Genomic DNA, 17,293 nt, shown 5'->3' on the forward strand with positions numbered 1-17,293 from the left:
GTTTTTATGTATCGGCATCAAAAAAAGGACGGAAAGCGTGTCCGTCCTTTTGTGTTAAGCCTCAACCGCCCCGCGAAGTTTCGTGTTGACAAGCCCGTTCCATCCTTGATCCATCGTACTGTGAATCTCGGAGCTTTTCCGATTGACTTTATTGATGACGGCTTCCGGCTCTTTCCATCCGCCGTGAATGAGAGTGAATTCCGTATCTCCGCTTTCCGTTTCCTTTAAGACAAAAGAAACGATCCAGCCTTCCGTATCCCACGAAAAAGAAAGGCGGTACGGCGCTTCAATATCCAGCAGCTTGCAAGGAGACGGACCGAACGGAGATTCCAGCTGAAACTCACTGTCTTCTTGAGGTGTGAAATCATTCGGCATAAACCAGAGAGACAGGCCGTCCGCAGTGGAGACCGTATCCCAGACAACTTGTATCGGCGCCTTGAAAACGGCGGTATGAATAATGTCCGGTAATGGCTGATTGCCGCTGTTGTTGTTGTTATCTTTGTTTTGTTTATCAGACATGATGCGTAACCACTCTTTCGCTGTTTTTACTTTTGATCATACTACACGGGGCAGGACATTTGAAATCAAATCAAACTTATTCTATGCTTTTCCAAAGCCATTCAATTCATTTTAAGGAGACGTAGTGATGACAGATCAATTTAAAGCGTTAGTAGTCGATCAACGTGAAGACCGGTTTTCAGTCAGCGTACGGGAGCTGGCGGTTCAGGACCTTCCCGAGGGTGAAGTGCTGATTAAGGTTTGCTACTCAGGGGTGAATTATAAAGACAGCTTGGCTGCCATTCCTGACGGCAAGATTGTAACGTCGTATCCTTTCGTGCCGGGAATTGATTTAGCGGGAATCGTCGTTTCCTCAGATGACGCCCGTTTCAAAGAGGGGGACAAAGTCATTGCGACAAGCTACGGCATAGGTGTTTCCCGCTTTGGCGGTTATAGCGGGATGGCCCGCATTCCGGCAGATTGGATCGTGCCGCTGCCTGAAGGTCTGACACTTAAAGAAGCCATGACGATCGGAACCGCCGGCTTCACTGCCGCATTGTCCGTCCAGCGTCTTGAAGAAAACCATGCCGCTCCTGAAAAAGGGAAGGTGCTGGTGACGGGAGCGACAGGCGGCGTCGGAAGCTTTGCCGTCTCCATTCTTTCAACCTTAGGTTACGAGGTCGAGGCCAGTACGGGAAAAGAGGAAGAAAGCGGCTATTTGAAGAGCCTCGGAGCGAAGACGGTCATTCACCGTGATGAAGTGTATAACGGCACGTTAAAACCGATGCAAAAACAAAAATGGGCAGCGGCCGTCGATCCGGTCGGAGGTGAGCCGCTTGCTTCAGTTCTCAGCCAGATTCAGTACGGCGGATCAGTTGCTGTGAGCGGACTGACAGCGGGAACGAAACTCCCTGCTACAGTCTTCCCGTTTATATTGCGCGGCGTCAGTCTCTTGGGAATCGATTCCGTATTCTGTCCGATGGAGACAAGAAAGAAAACATGGCAGCGTTTAGCTGATGACTTCAAGCCTGCAGATCTGGAGGCCTTTATTCAAAAGGAAATTACACTTGAAGAGCTGCCGGATACGCTTCCTGCCCTTTTAAAAGGAGAAGCGAGAGGGAGAACGATCGTTACGATAAACGAAGAATAAAACAAAAACCCCCAACTGCTGATTGGGGGTTTTCAATATATAATCAATTATTTATTGAAAAGAGATTAACTATTGAGTATATCGTGAAAATGAGTTGATTAAAAATATAAATTGATTACATATAGGTAATATAAAGGTAAGTTATAAAATTTTCTGAAATATTTATTGACTGAAAGCGCTTTTAAAATTATGATAATAACATAAGTACCAATAATATCATTATAACTTCACTACAAAGTAACTATAAAATAACAATTTGACGAGAGGGGAGAGCGAATAATCACTATAAATGATAACGCTTTCAGATCATTTTCTTCTTATATAACTGTTTTGGACGGTCAGAACTTGTATGCAGACGTTATAGGTGTAAATATTGATAACTGAATATTCCGATATTATCTCTGTGTAAAAACTAGGAGGATTTGAAGATGAATAAAAATAGCAGCCAGCATTCATTTTTAAGAACCATCATTTTGGTATCGACATTCGGGGGACTTCTTTTCGGCTACGATACAGGTGTAATTAATGGGGCGCTGCCGTTTATGGCGGAAGCTGACCAGCTTAATCTTACGGCTTTGACTGAAGGGATGGTGGCGAGCTCCCTGCTCTTGGGGGCTGCGATCGGAGCAGTTTTCGGAGGGAGATTGTCGGACTATAACGGCAGACGTAAAAATATCCTTATCCTTGCCGTTTTGTTCTTTGCAGCGACGCTTGGATGTACACTGGCGCCTAACGTATCGGTTATGATCATCTCCCGTTTTCTGCTGGGGCTTGCCGTCGGGGGAGCATCCGTAACCGTTCCGGCATATTTGGCTGAAATGTCGCCGGCGGAAAGCCGAGGGAGAATGGTTACCCAAAATGAATTGATGATTGTAACGGGCCAGCTGCTTGCCTTCACGTGTAATGCTATCATCGGCAATGTGCTTGGTGATACCTCTCACGCCTGGCGTTATATGCTCGTTATCGCGGCCCTTCCGGCGGTATTCTTGTTTTTCGGTATGCTGAAAGTTCCTGAAAGTCCGCGCTGGCTGGTTTCTAAAGGAAGAAAAGAAGATGCTCTGCGCGTTCTCCGGCGAATAAGGAATGAAGAGAAAGCTAAGTCTGAGCTCGCTGAGATTGATTCTGCCTTTCATAAGGAAGCTGAGATGGAGCAGGCCGCCTTTAAGGATCTTGCCGTTCCGTGGGTGCGCCGCATTGTGTTTATCGGGATCGGAATTGCGGTAGTGCAGCAGCTCACCGGCGTGAATTCAATTATGTATTATGGAACTCAAATTTTAAAAGATGCCGGTTTCGAGACAAAAGCCGCATTAATCGGCAATATTGCCAACGGTGTGATTTCGGTGCTCGCGACTTTTGTGGGAATATGGCTTCTCGGCAAAGTCGGCCGCCGCCCGATGCTGATGACGGGGCTGATCGGAACGACTGCGGTGCTGCTTTTGATCGGAGTTCTGTCTGTCGTGCTGAAAGGATCGCCTGCTCTTCCTTATGTGGTTCTTTCATTAACAGTCACTTTCCTTGCGTTTCAGCAGGGGGCTGTCTCTCCGGTGACCTGGCTGATGCTGTCGGAGATATTCCCGCTTCGATTGCGGGGACTTGGTATGGGGGTCACTGTCTTCTGCCTCTGGATCGTGAACTTCCTTGTGGGTTTAACTTTTCCGGTCCTGCTCGCAAACATAGGATTGTCTGCAACCTTCTTCATTTTTGTCCTGTTTGGGGTAGTGTCCGTTATTTTTGTGAAAAGGTTCCTTCCGGAAACGAAAGGTCTGTCGCTCGAACAGCTTGAACAAAACTTCCGTGCTTATGAAAAAACAGATCGTAATAGCGCAGAAGCTGAGGTGAGCGGGTAATCTGAATAGACGCGGGGTTCCTAGGAATCCTGCTTTTTTATTTATTATATAGAAGGGAATAATAAGTGAGAAAAAAGTTTCGTAAAAGTGTTGACCTCATTTAAAGTGCATGGTATATTATTAAACGTCGCTGATGAACAAAGCGATAACGACAAATGAGAAAATGATCTTTTGAAAAAAAGGCTTTGCAAATTCTCAAAATCGTGTATAATAAATGAAGTCGAGAAAAAGACTTCGAAAGAAATGAAAAAACACTTGACATCATAACTGATTGGTAGTATGATAGTTAAGTCGCCTGATAAGCGCCCGTAGCTCAATTGGATAGAGCGTTTGACTACGGATCAAAAGGTTAGGGGTTCGACTCCTCTCGGGCGCGCCAATACAAACGCGGGTGTAGTTTAGTGGTAAAACCTCAGCCTTCCAAGCTGATGTCGTGAGTTCGATTCTCATCACCCGCTCCATTATAATGATCTTTGAAAACTAAACAAGACAAAACGTACCTGTTAATTCAAAGTTTTAAATAAATCGCACAGCGATGTGCGTAGTCAGTCAAACTACTTTATCGGAGAGTTTGATCCTGGCTCAGGACGAACGCTGGCGGCGTGCCTAATACATGCAAGTCGAGCGGACAGATGGGAGCTTGCTCCCTGATGTTAGCGGCGGACGGGTGAGTAACACGTGGGTAACCTGCCTGTAAGACTGGGATAACTCCGGGAAACCGGGGCTAATACCGGATGGTTGTTTGAACCGCATGGTTCAGACATAAAAGGTGGCTTCGGCTACCACTTACAGATGGACCCGCGGCGCATTAGCTAGTTGGTGAGGTAACGGCTCACCAAGGCAACGATGCGTAGCCGACCTGAGAGGGTGATCGGCCACACTGGGACTGAGACACGGCCCAGACTCCTACGGGAGGCAGCAGTAGGGAATCTTCCGCAATGGACGAAAGTCTGACGGAGCAACGCCGCGTGAGTGATGAAGGTTTTCGGATCGTAAAGCTCTGTTGTTAGGGAAGAACAAGTGCCGTTCAAATAGGGCGGCACCTTGACGGTACCTAACCAGAAAGCCACGGCTAACTACGTGCCAGCAGCCGCGGTAATACGTAGGTGGCAAGCGTTGTCCGGAATTATTGGGCGTAAAGGGCTCGCAGGCGGTTTCTTAAGTCTGATGTGAAAGCCCCCGGCTCAACCGGGGAGGGTCATTGGAAACTGGGGAACTTGAGTGCAGAAGAGGAGAGTGGAATTCCACGTGTAGCGGTGAAATGCGTAGAGATGTGGAGGAACACCAGTGGCGAAGGCGACTCTCTGGTCTGTAACTGACGCTGAGGAGCGAAAGCGTGGGGAGCGAACAGGATTAGATACCCTGGTAGTCCACGCCGTAAACGATGAGTGCTAAGTGTTAGGGGGTTTCCGCCCCTTAGTGCTGCAGCTAACGCATTAAGCACTCCGCCTGGGGAGTACGGTCGCAAGACTGAAACTCAAAGGAATTGACGGGGGCCCGCACAAGCGGTGGAGCATGTGGTTTAATTCGAAGCAACGCGAAGAACCTTACCAGGTCTTGACATCCTCTGACAATCCTAGAGATAGGACGTCCCCTTCGGGGGCAGAGTGACAGGTGGTGCATGGTTGTCGTCAGCTCGTGTCGTGAGATGTTGGGTTAAGTCCCGCAACGAGCGCAACCCTTGATCTTAGTTGCCAGCATTCAGTTGGGCACTCTAAGGTGACTGCCGGTGACAAACCGGAGGAAGGTGGGGATGACGTCAAATCATCATGCCCCTTATGACCTGGGCTACACACGTGCTACAATGGACAGAACAAAGGGCAGCGAAACCGCGAGGTTAAGCCAATCCCACAAATCTGTTCTCAGTTCGGATCGCAGTCTGCAACTCGACTGCGTGAAGCTGGAATCGCTAGTAATCGCGGATCAGCATGCCGCGGTGAATACGTTCCCGGGCCTTGTACACACCGCCCGTCACACCACGAGAGTTTGTAACACCCGAAGTCGGTGAGGTAACCTTTTAGGAGCCAGCCGCCGAAGGTGGGACAGATGATTGGGGTGAAGTCGTAACAAGGTAGCCGTATCGGAAGGTGCGGCTGGATCACCTCCTTTCTAAGGATTTTAACGGAATATAAGACCTTGGGTCTTATAAACAGAACGTTCCCTGTCTTGTTTAGTTTTGAAGGATCATTTGATTCTTCGAGATGTTGTTCTTTGAAAACTAGATAACAGAAGTAATTCACATTCAATTAGTAATGCAAGATATCACGTAGTGATTCTTTTTAACGGTTAAGTTAGAAAGGGCGCACGGTGGATGCCTTGGCACTAGGAGCCGATGAAGGACGGGACGAACACCGATATGCTTCGGGGAGCTGTAAGCAAGCTTTGATCCGGAGATTTCCGAATGGGGAAACCCACCACTCGTAATGGAGTGGTATCCATATCTGAATACATAGGATATGAGAAGGCAGACCCGGGGAACTGAAACATCTAAGTACCCGGAGGAAGAGAAAGCAAATGCGATTCCCTGAGTAGCGGCGAGCGAAACGGGACCAGCCCAAACCAAGAGGCTTGCCTCTTGGGGTTGTAGGACACTCTGTACGGAGTTACAAAGGAACGAGGTAGATGAAGAGGTCTGGAAAGGCCCGCCATAGGAGGTAACAGCCCTGTAGTCAAAACTTCGTTCTCTCCTGAGTGGATCCTGAGTACGGCGGAACACGTGAAATTCCGTCGGAATCCGGGAGGACCATCTCCCAAGGCTAAATACTCCCTAGTGACCGATAGTGAACCAGTACCGTGAGGGAAAGGTGAAAAGCACCCCGGAAGGGGAGTGAAAGAGATCCTGAAACCGTGTGCCTACAAGTAGTCAGAGCCCGTTAACGGGTGATGGCGTGCCTTTTGTAGAATGAACCGGCGAGTTACGATCCCGTGCAAGGTTAAGCAGAAGATGCGGAGCCGCAGCGAAAGCGAGTCTGAATAGGGCGAATTGAGTACGTGGTCGTAGACCCGAAACCAGGTGATCTACCCATGTCCAGGGTGAAGTTCAGGTAACACTGAATGGAGGCCCGAACCCACGCACGTTGAAAAGTGCGGGGATGAGGTGTGGGTAGGGGTGAAATGCCAATCGAACCTGGAGATAGCTGGTTCTCTCCGAAATAGCTTTAGGGCTAGCCTCAAGGTAAGAGTCTCGGAGGTAGAGCACTGATTGGACTAGGGGCCCCTACCGGGTTACCGAATTCAGTCAAACTCCGAATGCCGATGACTTATCCTTGGGAGTCAGACTGCGAGTGATAAGATCCGTAGTCGAAAGGGAAACAGCCCAGACCGCCAGCTAAGGTCCCAAAGTATACGTTAAGTGGAAAAGGATGTGGAGTTGCTTAGACAACCAGGATGTTGGCTTAGAAGCAGCCACCATTTAAAGAGTGCGTAATAGCTCACTGGTCGAGTGACTCTGCGCCGAAAATGTACCGGGGCTAAACGTATCACCGAAGCTGCGGACTGTTCTTCGAACAGTGGTAGGAGAGCGTTCTAAGGGCTGTGAAGCAAGACCGGAAGGACTTGTGGAGCGCTTAGAAGTGAGAATGCCGGTATGAGTAGCGAAAGAGGGGTGAGAATCCCCTCCACCGAATGCCTAAGGTTTCCTGAGGAAGGCTCGTCCGCTCAGGGTTAGTCGGGACCTAAGCCGAGGCCGAAAGGCGTAGGCGATGGATAACAGGTTGATATTCCTGTACCACCTCCTCACCATTTGAGCAATGGGGGGACGCAGGAGGATAGGGTAAGCGCGGTATTGGATATCCGCGTCCAAGCAGTTAGGCTGGGAAATAGGCAAATCCGTTTCCCGTGAAGGCTGAGCTGTGATGGCGAGCGAATTATAGTAGCGAAGTTCCTGATTCCACACTGCCAAGAAAAGCCTCTAGCGAGGTGAGAGGTGCCCGTACCGCAAACCGACACAGGTAGGCGAGGAGAGAATCCTAAGGTGATCGAGAGAACTCTCGTTAAGGAACTCGGCAAAATGACCCCGTAACTTCGGGAGAAGGGGTGCTCTGTTAGGGTGCAAGCCCGAGAGAGCCGCAGTGAATAGGCCCAGGCGACTGTTTAGCAAAAACACAGGTCTCTGCGAAGCCGTAAGGCGAAGTATAGGGGCTGACGCCTGCCCGGTGCTGGAAGGTTAAGAGGAGCGCTTAGCGTAAGCGAAGGTGCGAATTGAAGCCCCAGTAAACGGCGGCCGTAACTATAACGGTCCTAAGGTAGCGAAATTCCTTGTCGGGTAAGTTCCGACCCGCACGAAAGGCGCAACGATCTGGGCACTGTCTCAACGAGAGACTCGGTGAAATTATAGTACCTGTGAAGATGCAGGTTACCCGCGACAGGACGGAAAGACCCCGTGGAGCTTTACTGCAGCCTGATATTGAATGTTGGTACAGCTTGTACAGGATAGGTAGGAGCCTTGGAAACCGGAGCGCCAGCTTCGGTGGAGGCATCGGTGGGATACTACCCTGGCTGTATTGACCTTCTAACCCGCCGCCCTTATCGGGCGGGGAGACAGTGTCAGGTGGGCAGTTTGACTGGGGCGGTCGCCTCCTAAAAGGTAACGGAGGCGCCCAAAGGTTCCCTCAGAATGGTTGGAAATCATTCGCAGAGTGTAAAGGCACAAGGGAGCTTGACTGCGAGACCTACAAGTCGAGCAGGGACGAAAGTCGGGCTTAGTGATCCGGTGGTTCCGCATGGAAGGGCCATCGCTCAACGGATAAAAGCTACCCCGGGGATAACAGGCTTATCTCCCCCAAGAGTCCACATCGACGGGGAGGTTTGGCACCTCGATGTCGGCTCATCGCATCCTGGGGCTGTAGTCGGTCCCAAGGGTTGGGCTGTTCGCCCATTAAAGCGGTACGCGAGCTGGGTTCAGAACGTCGTGAGACAGTTCGGTCCCTATCCGTCGCGGGCGCAGGAAATTTGAGAGGAGCTGTCCTTAGTACGAGAGGACCGGGATGGACGCACCGCTGGTGTACCAGTTGTTCTGCCAAGGGCATCGCTGGGTAGCTATGTGCGGACGGGATAAGTGCTGAAAGCATCTAAGCATGAAGCCCCCCTCAAGATGAGATTTCCCATTCCGCAAGGAAGTAAGATCCCTGAAAGATGATCAGGTTGATAGGTCTGAGGTGGAAGTGTGGCGACACATGGAGCTGACAGATACTAATCGATCGAGGACTTAACCAATTTGAATGTATGCTTACTGTTATCTAGTTTTGAGAGAACACTCTCAATGGTTTGGTGGCGATAGCGAAGAGGTCACACCCGTTCCCATGCCGAACACGGAAGTTAAGCTCTTCAGCGCCGATGGTAGTCGGGGGTTTCCCCCTGTGAGAGTAGGACGCCGCCAAGCTTTTCTAAAATTTTATCATCGCGGGGTGGAGCAGTTCGGTAGCTCGTCGGGCTCATAACCCGAAGGTCGCAGGTTCAAATCCTGCCCCCGCAACCAAAAAATGGTCCGGTAGTTCAGTTGGTTAGAATGCCTGCCTGTCACGCAGGAGGTCGCGGGTTCGAGTCCCGTCCGGACCGCCATTTTTATTATAAACGAAACGATCATGTTTTCGTTTTTTTTGTGTTTTCTTTTAAATGCTGGCAGCTTGGTATCTAACCAAGCTTTCTTTTATATCGTTAAAGTCTTGGATATTGAAACATAATCCGATACACTAGAAAGAGCTGTATTTCACAAGAGCGTCAGAAAGGGAGACGGGAGATATATGGATGAGTTTGATTTGATTCACAGTATTACGCCGCATTCGCATTATCATCCTTCCGTCGATGTAGGGATCGGTGATGATGGTGCGGTTTATACAGCGTCACCCCATATGCAGCAAATTGTCTGCCTTGATACAATGGTGGAGAATGTCCATTTTAAATTAGAGTATTCCTCTCCTCATGATATCGGTTATAAGGCGCTTGCTGTTAACATTAGTGACGTGGCGGCGATGGGAGGCATTCCGAAGTTTTATTTGGTGTCTCTAGCGGTTCCTTCTTGCTGGCAGAAAGCTGACGTCCAGGCAATGTATGAAGGAATGGCGGAACTGGCGAAACTATATCAAATGGATTTGATCGGGGGAGATACCGTCTCCGCTTCCGGTCAAGCCGTAATTACCGTTACTGTCATCGGAGAAGTTGAGAAGGATCGCGCTTGTCTGCGAAGCTCGGCAAGACCCGGGGATGTTGTGTTTGTTACGGGGGATATCGGCTCGTCCGCAGCAGGACTGTCTCTTTTATTGGGAGAAACACTCCCTTCTGCTTTTCATACGAGTGATTATTTTATCCGAAAACATAAACGGCCCGTTCCGAGAGTTCAGGTCGGCCGCTTCTGCTCTCAGCTTCAGCGCGCGGCTTTGAATGATATCAGTGACGGATTGGCCAGTGAGCTGCATGAAATAGCTGCGGCAAGTTCAGTTACGATAGAAATTGAAGAACAACTTCTGCCGGTGCATCCGGATTTGCCTGAGGCAGATTCTGAGTGGAAGAAATGGGTGTTATTCGGCGGTGAAGATTTTGAATTGGTTGGAACGGTTTCTCAGCAAGAGTGGATTTCTTTGCTTGATTACTGCACTCAATCAGGCATTCCGATTGCGAAGATAGGAGCGGTGTCTGAACGGAAGGAAGCATGTGTTCTTTTGACAGCCAATGATCACAGACAAATCGTCCTTGAGAAAAAAGGATACAATCATTTTAAATAAGACGGGTGACTCACTTTGAAGACATTACAATGGAGAACGAAAAACCCCGAAGAAACGAAAGCCGTAGCCAAGCTTGCCGCTTCTTTGGCAAAGCCGGGAGACATTTTGACACTGGAAGGCGACTTAGGCGCGGGAAAAACGACTTTTACAAAGGGTTTTGCCGAAGGACTGGGAATCACGAGAGTGGTAAACAGCCCGACTTTTACAATTATAAAAGAATACCATGACGGTTCGCTTCCTCTATATCATATGGATGTGTATCGTATGGAGGATGAAAGCGAAGACTTAGGGCTTGAAGAATATTTTGAGGGACAAGGCGTCTGTTTAATTGAATGGGCTCATTTAATTCAGGATCAGCTGCCTGCTGAACGGCTGCAGATCGTCATCAAGAGAGCCGGTGATGAGGCAAGGGACATTACCTTTACGGCTTGCGGAACACGGTATGAAACGCTTTGTGAGGAGATAAATAAACATGACAATACTGGCAATTGATACGTCAAATTACACGCTGGGTGCCGCGCTCGTTCGTGACAAAACGGTGATGGCGGAGTATATTACATATTTAAAAAAGAATCATTCCGTGCGGGCCATGCCTGCTGTCAATTCATTGCTGAAGGATTGCGGCCTAACACCGCAGGATCTTACAAAAATAGCGGTGGCGAAAGGACCGGGATCGTATACAGGTGTCAGAATCGGTGTGACGCTGGCAAAAACATTGGCATGGTCGCTGAAGCTTCCGGTTTCCGCTGTCTCGAGTCTGGAGGTGCTGGCGGCTAACGGACGGCACTTTCAAGGACTGATCTGCCCGTTATTTGATGCCCGGCGCGGACAGGTATATACGGGACTTTATGAATATCAGGACGGCCGATTACAATCCGTTCTTCCAGATCAGAATGTCCTTTTGACTGATTGGCTCGGCATGCTGAAAGAAAAAGCGTCTCCGGTTTTATTTTTAGGGCACGATACAGCGATTCATGAAGAAACCATTCTGCATGAGCTGACATCTCAAGCAGTGATAGGAACGGCTGCACAGCATAATCCGCGGCCGTCAGAGCTGGCGTTTTTAGGCTTGGAAAAAGAAGAAGCGGATGTCCACAGCCTTGTTCCGGATTATTTGCGTCTGGCAGAGGCTGAAGCGAAATGGATGGAATCTCAAAAATAGGGTGATAGGGATGAAAACGAAAACGGCGATTCGAAGCATGCGGCCGGAAGATATTGATCAAATTTATGAAATTGAAACAGCATCCTTTACTTCTCCGTGGACGAAGGATTCATTTTATCATGAGCTTTTGGAAAATCCGTATGCCCACTACCTTGTCATTGAAAAGGACGGCTGTCTGGCGGGGTATTGCGGAATCTGGATTATTATAGATGACGCGCAGATTACGAACATAGCCATTAAGCCGGAATATCGGGGCCAATCATTGGGAGAAGCGCTGTTTCGCTCTGCGATAGAATTGTGCAGAGAAAAAAAGGCAAGAAGGCTCTCTCTCGAAGTCAGGGTCTCAAATCATCCCGCCCAATCCTTATATAAAAAATTCGGTCTTCAGGCCGGTGGAATCAGAAAACAATACTATACAGATAACGGGGAAGATGCGTTATTAATGTGGGTGACATTACATGAGTGAAAAACAAGATATTTATGTATTAGGAATCGAAACAAGCTGTGATGAAACAGCGGCCTCAGTCGTAAAAAACGGGAATGAAATTATTTCAAACGTCGTCGCTTCTCAAATTGAAAGCCATAAACGTTTCGGCGGGGTCGTGCCTGAAATAGCGTCCAGACATCATGTGGAGCAGATTACCCTTGTGATTGAGGAAGCTCTTTCAAAAGCGGAGATGGGCTTTGATGATCTTGATGCGATTGCCGTAACGGAAGGACCCGGACTTGTCGGAGCCCTGTTAATCGGAGTCAATGCGGCAAAGGCGTTAAGCTTTGCCCATCAAATACCGCTAGTCGGTGTCCATCACATTGCGGGTCATATTTATGCAAACAGGCTGATAGGAGAGCTTCAGTTCCCGGCGCTTGCTTTGGTTGTGTCAGGCGGACATACGGAATTGGTTTATATGAAAGAGCACGGTTCATTTGAGGTTATCGGTGAAACGCTGGATGATGCCGCAGGCGAAGCTTACGACAAAGTGGCAAGAACGATGGGGCTTCCTTATCCGGGAGGGCCGCAGATTGATAAGCTGGCTGCTGTGGGAACGGATTCCATTCCGCTTCCGCGTGCGTGGCTGGAAGAAGGGTCTTACAATTTCAGCTTCAGCGGCCTAAAATCAGCCGTGATTAACACGCTTCATAACGCCTCGCAAAAAAATGAGGTGATTCCTCCGGAGGATCTTGCAGCAAGCTTTCAGCAGAGTGTCATTGATGTACTGACGGCAAAAACCTCTAAGGCCGCGAAAGAATACGGGGTTAAACAAGTGCTGCTGGCAGGGGGCGTAGCCGCTAACAAAGGGCTGAGAGCCGCACTTCAGCAGGAATTCAGCCATTCGGGAGATCCCGAGCTTATCATCCCGCCGCTTTCTTTATGCACGGACAATGCAGCGATGATTGCGGCTGCCGGAACCGTTGCTTTTGAAAAGGGGATTCGGGGCTCATATGATATGAACGGACAGCCCGGTTTGGAATTAACATCCTTTGATCGTCTCACGTTGTAAAACGTGAGGCTTTTTTTACTTATTAACAGATAATTCTAACATATCCACAGGATTGTGAGTATATCCAGAAATCCAGGCTGGATAAGGGGCTGTAAGTTGTTAGTAAAGTGGATAAAGTCAGAAAATTTTGTGGATAGTGTGTATAAAACGCTTACTTACATGGCTGACAAGGAGGATAGCTGTGGATAAAAAAGCACCCCTTAAAGAGGTGCTTGACTTTTTCTATTCTTCTGAGGAGAGTTCCTCCCATTCTGCTAATAAGTTCTCGAGCTCTTGATTCAGAGCTTCATTCTCCGCGTGAATGGTCTGTACCTTTTCATGATCCTGATACACGTCAGGATCGCACAGCAGCTCCTCATTGGCGCTGATTTTCTCTTCGGCGGATGAGACGGCTGCTTCGATTTCTTCAATGCGTCTCAGGCGCTGCCGTTCTTTCTTCTTCCATTCTTTTTCTTCCTCGTAAGTTCTTTTCGTATCCTGTTTGACCTTGCCGGCAGGCTGAGCCTGCTCCTTTTCCTGCCGCTTCATTTCTTCCAGTTCCAGCTGCTGGGCTTTTTTCTCGGTGTAATAGTCATAGTCTCCCAAATATTCTTCTGCATGATCAGGTGAGAGCTCCAGCACTCTTGTGGCGATCCTGTTAATAAAGTAGCGGTCATGCGAGACAAATAACAGTGTTCCCGGGTAGTCGATCAGGGCGTTTTCCAGCACCTCTTTACTGTCCAGGTCAAGGTGGTTTGTCGGTTCATCAAGGATGAGAAAGTTTGCTTTTTGAAGCATCAGCTTGGCAAGCGCGACTCTTGCTTTCTCCCCGCCGCTTAACGAACGGACCGGTTTCAGGACATCGTCTCCGCTGAACAGGAAGTTGCCGAGGCATGTCCTGATCTCTTTTTCCGGCATGTCCGGATATTCATCCCACAGCTCGTCCAGCACGCGTTTGGACGAGGTCAGTTCAGCCTGCTCCTGATCATAATAGCCGATTGTGACATTGGAACCGTACGTGATCGATCCGGATTCCGGACTGATTGTATTCATAATGGTTTTCAGCAAGGTTGATTTGCCGATTCCGTTCGGTCCGACGAGGGCGGCGCTTTCGCCTCTTGTCATGCCGAAGGTCAGGTTTTTCAAGAGCGGAGGCTGGCCGTCATAGCTGATGGAAACATCCTGTACGCGCAGGACGTCGTTTCCGCTCTGTTTTGTAATGTCAAAACGGAAGGCGGCTGATTTTTCATCCCCGAGCGGCTTTGCCATGACGTCCATCCGTTCAAGCTGTTTTCGTCTGCTTTGGGCTCTTTTCGTTGTAGAAGCTCTGGCCAGATTGCGGTCGACAAAATCTTGAAGCTTGGCGATTTCGTCCTGCTGTTTTTCATACAGCTTCAGGTCTTTCTCATACTGCTCAGCTTTTTGTTCTAAATAGGCGCTGTAGTTGCCGAGGTATTTTTTGCTTTCTGTCCGTGAGACCTCGTACACTTGGCTGACGACTTTATCAAGAAAGTATCTGTCGTGGGAAACGATCAGAATGGCGCCTGAATATCCCTGTAAATAATGCTCAAGCCATGTAAGCGTATCGATGTCGAGATGGTTCGTCGGTTCATCCAGAATAAGCAGATCAGGCTGGGTCAGCAGCAGCTTTCCGAGCGCAAGTCTTGTTTTCTGACCGCCGCTCAGGCTTTGCACTTTCACGGAATCGTCAAATTTTCCGAAGCCGAGGCCGTGAAGGATAGAGCGGACGTCCGCTTCATATTGATAGCCGCCTTTATCCTTGAAATCCTGCTGAAGCCTGTCATAGGTTTTCATCAGCGTCTCAAGCTCCGCCGGGGCGGCCGTGGCCATCTTTTCTTCAATAGAGCGCATCTCTTTTTCCATTGCTTTCAGGAAATCAAAAACACTCAGCAGTTCTTCTTTTATGGTAAGCTGGGATTCCAAGCCTGTGTGCTGGGCAAGATATCCCATCGTTAATTCTTTCGGTTTGATTAATTCACCCTTTTCATATGAAAGGTGACCTGCGATAATTTTAAGGAGAGTTGATTTGCCGGCTCCGTTTCTGCCTACTATGGCGATGCGATCCCGAGATCTGACTTCAAGCTTTATATTGTTTAAAATAGGATCAGCGCCAAAAGATTTGGATAGCTGATTAATTTGTAAGATCATCATATTATTTCACCTCTGTTATAATAAGTTAAGTGTAGCTTATCAACCTGCTGTCAGCAAACAATACATCAGAATTGGAACATTATAGGATAAGACATCAGGGAGAAAATAGTGTATGATCAGAAGTAAGGAGAGTTTAAATATGAATGGATTTTCTCATTTTAATGAAGAAGGCCGTGCCCGCATGGTGGATATAAGCGATAAATCTTCAACAGTCCGTACTGCCGCTGCGATATCCAGCGTACACATGAAGCATGACGTGTACAGCAGAATCAAAAACCGCGAGATCGGAAAAGGAGACGTGCTGGCTGTCGCACAGGTGGCAGGAATTATGGCCGCAAAGCAGACGTCAGCGATTATCCCGATGTGCCACCCGCTTTCTTTAAGCAGCGTCGACATTTCATTCGGCTGGGAGGAAAAGGATTCAGAAGCCGTTCTTCATATACAGGCAAGCGTAAAAACGAAAGGGAGTACAGGTGTGGAAATGGAAGCGCTAACTTCCGCTTCAGTCTGCGCTTTGACCGTTTATGACATGTGCAAGGCGCTGGATAAAGGAATGGTCATCGGCCCGACCTGCCTCATGGAAAAAACAGGAGGCAAAAACGGTGATTTTAAAAGAGATGCATCTGAGTATAAAGTGGAGGACCAATCATGAACAAGGATCAATCAAAAATTCCACAGGCGACGGCAAAACGGCTGCCGCTTTATTATCGCTTTTTAAAGAATTTACACGCGTCAGGAAAGCAGCGCGTTTCATCAGCTGAACTGAGCGACGCGGTAAAAGTCGATTCGGCCACGATCCGCCGGGATTTTTCCTATTTCGGGGCGCTCGGCAAAAAAGGATACGGCTATAATGTGGATTACCTGCTGTCATTTTTCAGAAAAACACTGGATCAGGATGAAACGACGAATGTCATTTTGATCGGTGTCGGGAATTTAGGGACGGCGTTTCTTCACTATAATTTCACAAAAAATAATAACACCAAAATATCTATGGCTTTTGATGTGAATCAGAGTAAAATAGGAACTGAGGTAGGCGGTGTGCCTGTCTTTGATCTTAATGATTTAGAGCTTCACATTAAGGATGAACCCGTGGCGATTCTTACCGTTCCGGCGGTTGCCGCGCAGTCAATCACCGACCGGCTCGTGTCGCTCGGAATCAAGGGAATCCTTAACTTTACGCCGGCCCGTTTGAATGTGCCGGATCACATTCGAATTCATCATATAGATTTAGCTGTAGAACTTCAATCATTGGTTTATTTCTTAAAGCATTATTCTGTTTTGGAAGAAATTGAATAGCGAAAGGAGGAGCTGCACATGATCGGTCCTGGAAGCCTGGCGGTTATCGGTGTGGTGGCGGTGATTATTTTCGGTCCGAAGAAGCTTCCCGAATTAGGAAAAGCGGCGGGAGACACGCTTCGTGAATTTAAGAATGCTACTAAGGGATTAGCCGGTGAAGAAGAGGAAAAAAAGAAAGAAGAACAGTAAGATAGGATGACGCGTATGAGAGTGAATCAAATGACGCTTGTGGAGCATATTGCCGAACTTCGGAAACGATTGCTGATTGTGGCGTTATCCTTTACGGTTTTCTTTATTGCAGGCTTTTTTCTGGCAAAACCTATCATTGTGTATCTTCAAAAAGCCGATGAAGTAAAAGAGCTCACCCTTAATGCTTTTAACCTGACGGATCCGCTGTTTATCTTTTTGCAGTTCGCGTTTATCATCGGCATCATTTTGACTTCGCCGATTATTCTCTATCAGATTTGGGCGTTTGTCAGCCCGGGTCTGTATGAGAAGGAGCGCAAAGTAACACTCAGCTATATTCCGATTTCGATCGTGCTGTTTGTCGGCGGTGTGTCGTTTTCTTATTATATTTTATTTCCGCTGGTCGTTGATTTTATGAAGCGGGTTTCGAATGACCTGGATGTCAACCAGGTGATCGGGATTACCGAGTACTTTCATTTTCTGCTGCAGCTGACGATTCCGTTCGGACTGCTGTTTCAGATGCCGGTGCTGATCATGTTTTTAACGAGACTCGGTGTTATCACGCCGAGGTTTTTATCGAAGATCAGGAAGTATGCGTATTTTGTGCTGCTTGTGATCGCCGCGATGATTGCGCCGCCTGAGCTGCTGTCTCACTTGATGATTACCATTCCGCTTTGCATTTTATACGAGATCAGCATTCTGATCTCAAAAGCGGCGTATCGGAAAAGGCAGACCGGCAGTGAATCTGATCAGGACGTATCAGCATAAAAAAAGCCATTTCTCCA

At 48.3% G+C, this 17,293-nt stretch carries 13 protein-coding genes, 4 tRNA genes and 3 rRNA genes; 18 read left to right on the forward strand and 2 right to left on the reverse strand.

All coding sequences use genetic code 11. The features are described 5' to 3' along the window. Positions 1–54 precede the first annotated feature (54 nt). Positions 55–519, reverse strand: a complete 465-nt coding sequence (locus tag GNE05_RS03410) for an SRPBCC family protein (RefSeq protein WP_014417060.1) — start codon at positions 517–519, stop codon at positions 55–57. 127 nt (positions 520–646) lie between these two features. On the opposite strand from GNE05_RS03410, the gene GNE05_RS03415 reads away from it, so the two are divergent. The 14 genes from GNE05_RS03415 to tsaD all read left to right on the forward strand — a co-directional run bounded on the left by GNE05_RS03415 (position 647) and on the right by tsaD (position 12,875). Further along, a complete protein-coding gene (locus tag GNE05_RS03415) occupies positions 647–1,648 on the forward strand; it encodes an NADPH:quinone oxidoreductase family protein (RefSeq protein ID WP_025650290.1) in 1,002 nt (333 codons plus the stop codon). A 428-nt stretch (positions 1,649–2,076) separates the two neighbouring features. Then, a complete protein-coding gene (locus tag GNE05_RS03420) occupies positions 2,077–3,495 on the forward strand; it encodes a sugar porter family MFS transporter (RefSeq protein WP_094296445.1) in 1,419 nt (472 codons plus the stop codon). Positions 3,496–3,797: 302 nt separating this feature from the next. Continuing rightward, positions 3,798–3,874, forward strand: a tRNA-Arg gene (locus GNE05_RS03425). 8 nt (positions 3,875–3,882) lie between these two features. Next, positions 3,883–3,956 (forward strand) — tRNA-Gly (locus GNE05_RS03430). Between the two features lie 98 nt (positions 3,957–4,054). Further along, a 16S ribosomal RNA gene (locus GNE05_RS03435) occupies positions 4,055–5,604 on the forward strand. 175 nt (positions 5,605–5,779) lie between these two features. After that, positions 5,780–8,709: ribosomal RNA gene (locus GNE05_RS03440) — 23S ribosomal RNA — on the forward strand. 50 nt (positions 8,710–8,759) lie between these two features. Then, positions 8,760–8,875 (forward strand): 5S ribosomal RNA (gene rrf, locus GNE05_RS03445). Together the 16S, 23S and 5S rRNA genes with 4 tRNA genes alongside form the textbook arrangement of a ribosomal RNA operon. A gap of 19 nt (positions 8,876–8,894) precedes the next feature. Continuing rightward, positions 8,895–8,971, forward strand: a tRNA-Met gene (locus GNE05_RS03450). 6 nt (positions 8,972–8,977) lie between these two features. Beyond that, a tRNA-Asp gene (locus GNE05_RS03455) sits at positions 8,978–9,054 on the forward strand. A 182-nt stretch (positions 9,055–9,236) separates the two neighbouring features. After that, complete coding sequence (gene thiL, locus GNE05_RS03460; protein WP_160182437.1) at positions 9,237–10,214, forward strand: thiamine-phosphate kinase; 978 nt, start codon at positions 9,237–9,239, stop codon at positions 10,212–10,214. Positions 10,215–10,229: 15 nt separating this feature from the next. Further along, a complete protein-coding gene (tsaE, locus tag GNE05_RS03465) occupies positions 10,230–10,706 on the forward strand; it encodes a tRNA (adenosine(37)-N6)-threonylcarbamoyltransferase complex ATPase subunit type 1 TsaE (RefSeq protein ID WP_014417064.1) in 477 nt (158 codons plus the stop codon). Next, positions 10,687–11,376, forward strand: coding sequence for a tRNA (adenosine(37)-N6)-threonylcarbamoyltransferase complex dimerization subunit type 1 TsaB (tsaB, locus tag GNE05_RS03470; RefSeq protein ID WP_007408854.1), 690 nt, complete (start codon positions 10,687–10,689; stop codon positions 11,374–11,376). Before tsaE ends, tsaB begins: the two co-directional genes overlap by 20 nt. A gap of 10 nt (positions 11,377–11,386) precedes the next feature. Then, entirely contained in the window at positions 11,387–11,842 is a 456-nt protein-coding gene (gene rimI, locus GNE05_RS03475; protein ID WP_003155993.1) for a ribosomal protein S18-alanine N-acetyltransferase, read from the forward strand. Continuing rightward, the gene (gene tsaD, locus GNE05_RS03480; RefSeq protein ID WP_007408855.1) at positions 11,835–12,875 is read left to right on the forward strand and encodes a tRNA (adenosine(37)-N6)-threonylcarbamoyltransferase complex transferase subunit TsaD; all 1,041 of its coding nucleotides are present in this window, start codon (positions 11,835–11,837) and stop codon (positions 12,873–12,875) included. Before rimI ends, tsaD begins: the two co-directional genes overlap by 8 nt. 222 nt (positions 12,876–13,097) lie before the next feature. Here the strand turns inward: tsaD and GNE05_RS03485 are convergent, their stop codons facing one another. After that, entirely contained in the window at positions 13,098–15,026 is a 1,929-nt protein-coding gene (locus GNE05_RS03485; RefSeq protein ID WP_021495210.1) for an ABC-F family ATP-binding cassette domain-containing protein, read from the reverse strand. Between the two features lie 139 nt (positions 15,027–15,165). Here GNE05_RS03485 and moaC point away from each other — a divergent pair, with 139 nt between their 5' ends. Genes moaC through tatC form a run of 4 tightly spaced genes read left to right on the forward strand, consistent with a single transcriptional unit; the run spans position 15,166 to position 17,276 of the window. Next, a complete protein-coding gene (moaC, locus tag GNE05_RS03490; protein WP_003155986.1) occupies positions 15,166–15,678 on the forward strand; it encodes a cyclic pyranopterin monophosphate synthase MoaC in 513 nt (170 codons plus the stop codon). Then, the gene (locus GNE05_RS03495) at positions 15,675–16,322 is read left to right on the forward strand and encodes a redox-sensing transcriptional repressor Rex (protein WP_003155984.1); all 648 of its coding nucleotides are present in this window, start codon (positions 15,675–15,677) and stop codon (positions 16,320–16,322) included. Before moaC ends, GNE05_RS03495 begins: the two co-directional genes overlap by 4 nt. An 18-nt stretch (positions 16,323–16,340) precedes the next feature. Continuing rightward, complete coding sequence (locus GNE05_RS03500; RefSeq protein WP_003155981.1) at positions 16,341–16,511, forward strand: twin-arginine translocase TatA/TatE family subunit; 171 nt, start codon at positions 16,341–16,343, stop codon at positions 16,509–16,511. Positions 16,512–16,517: 6 nt separating this feature from the next. Next, positions 16,518–17,276 (forward strand): twin-arginine translocase subunit TatC, encoded by a 759-nt coding sequence (gene tatC, locus GNE05_RS03505; protein ID WP_007609791.1) that lies wholly within the window; start codon positions 16,518–16,520, stop codon positions 17,274–17,276. Positions 17,277–17,293 lie beyond the last annotated feature (17 nt).

Source organism: Bacillus sp. AM1(2019), from assembly GCF_009906915.1.
Lineage (GTDB): Bacteria > Bacillota > Bacilli > Bacillales > Bacillaceae > Bacillus > Bacillus velezensis.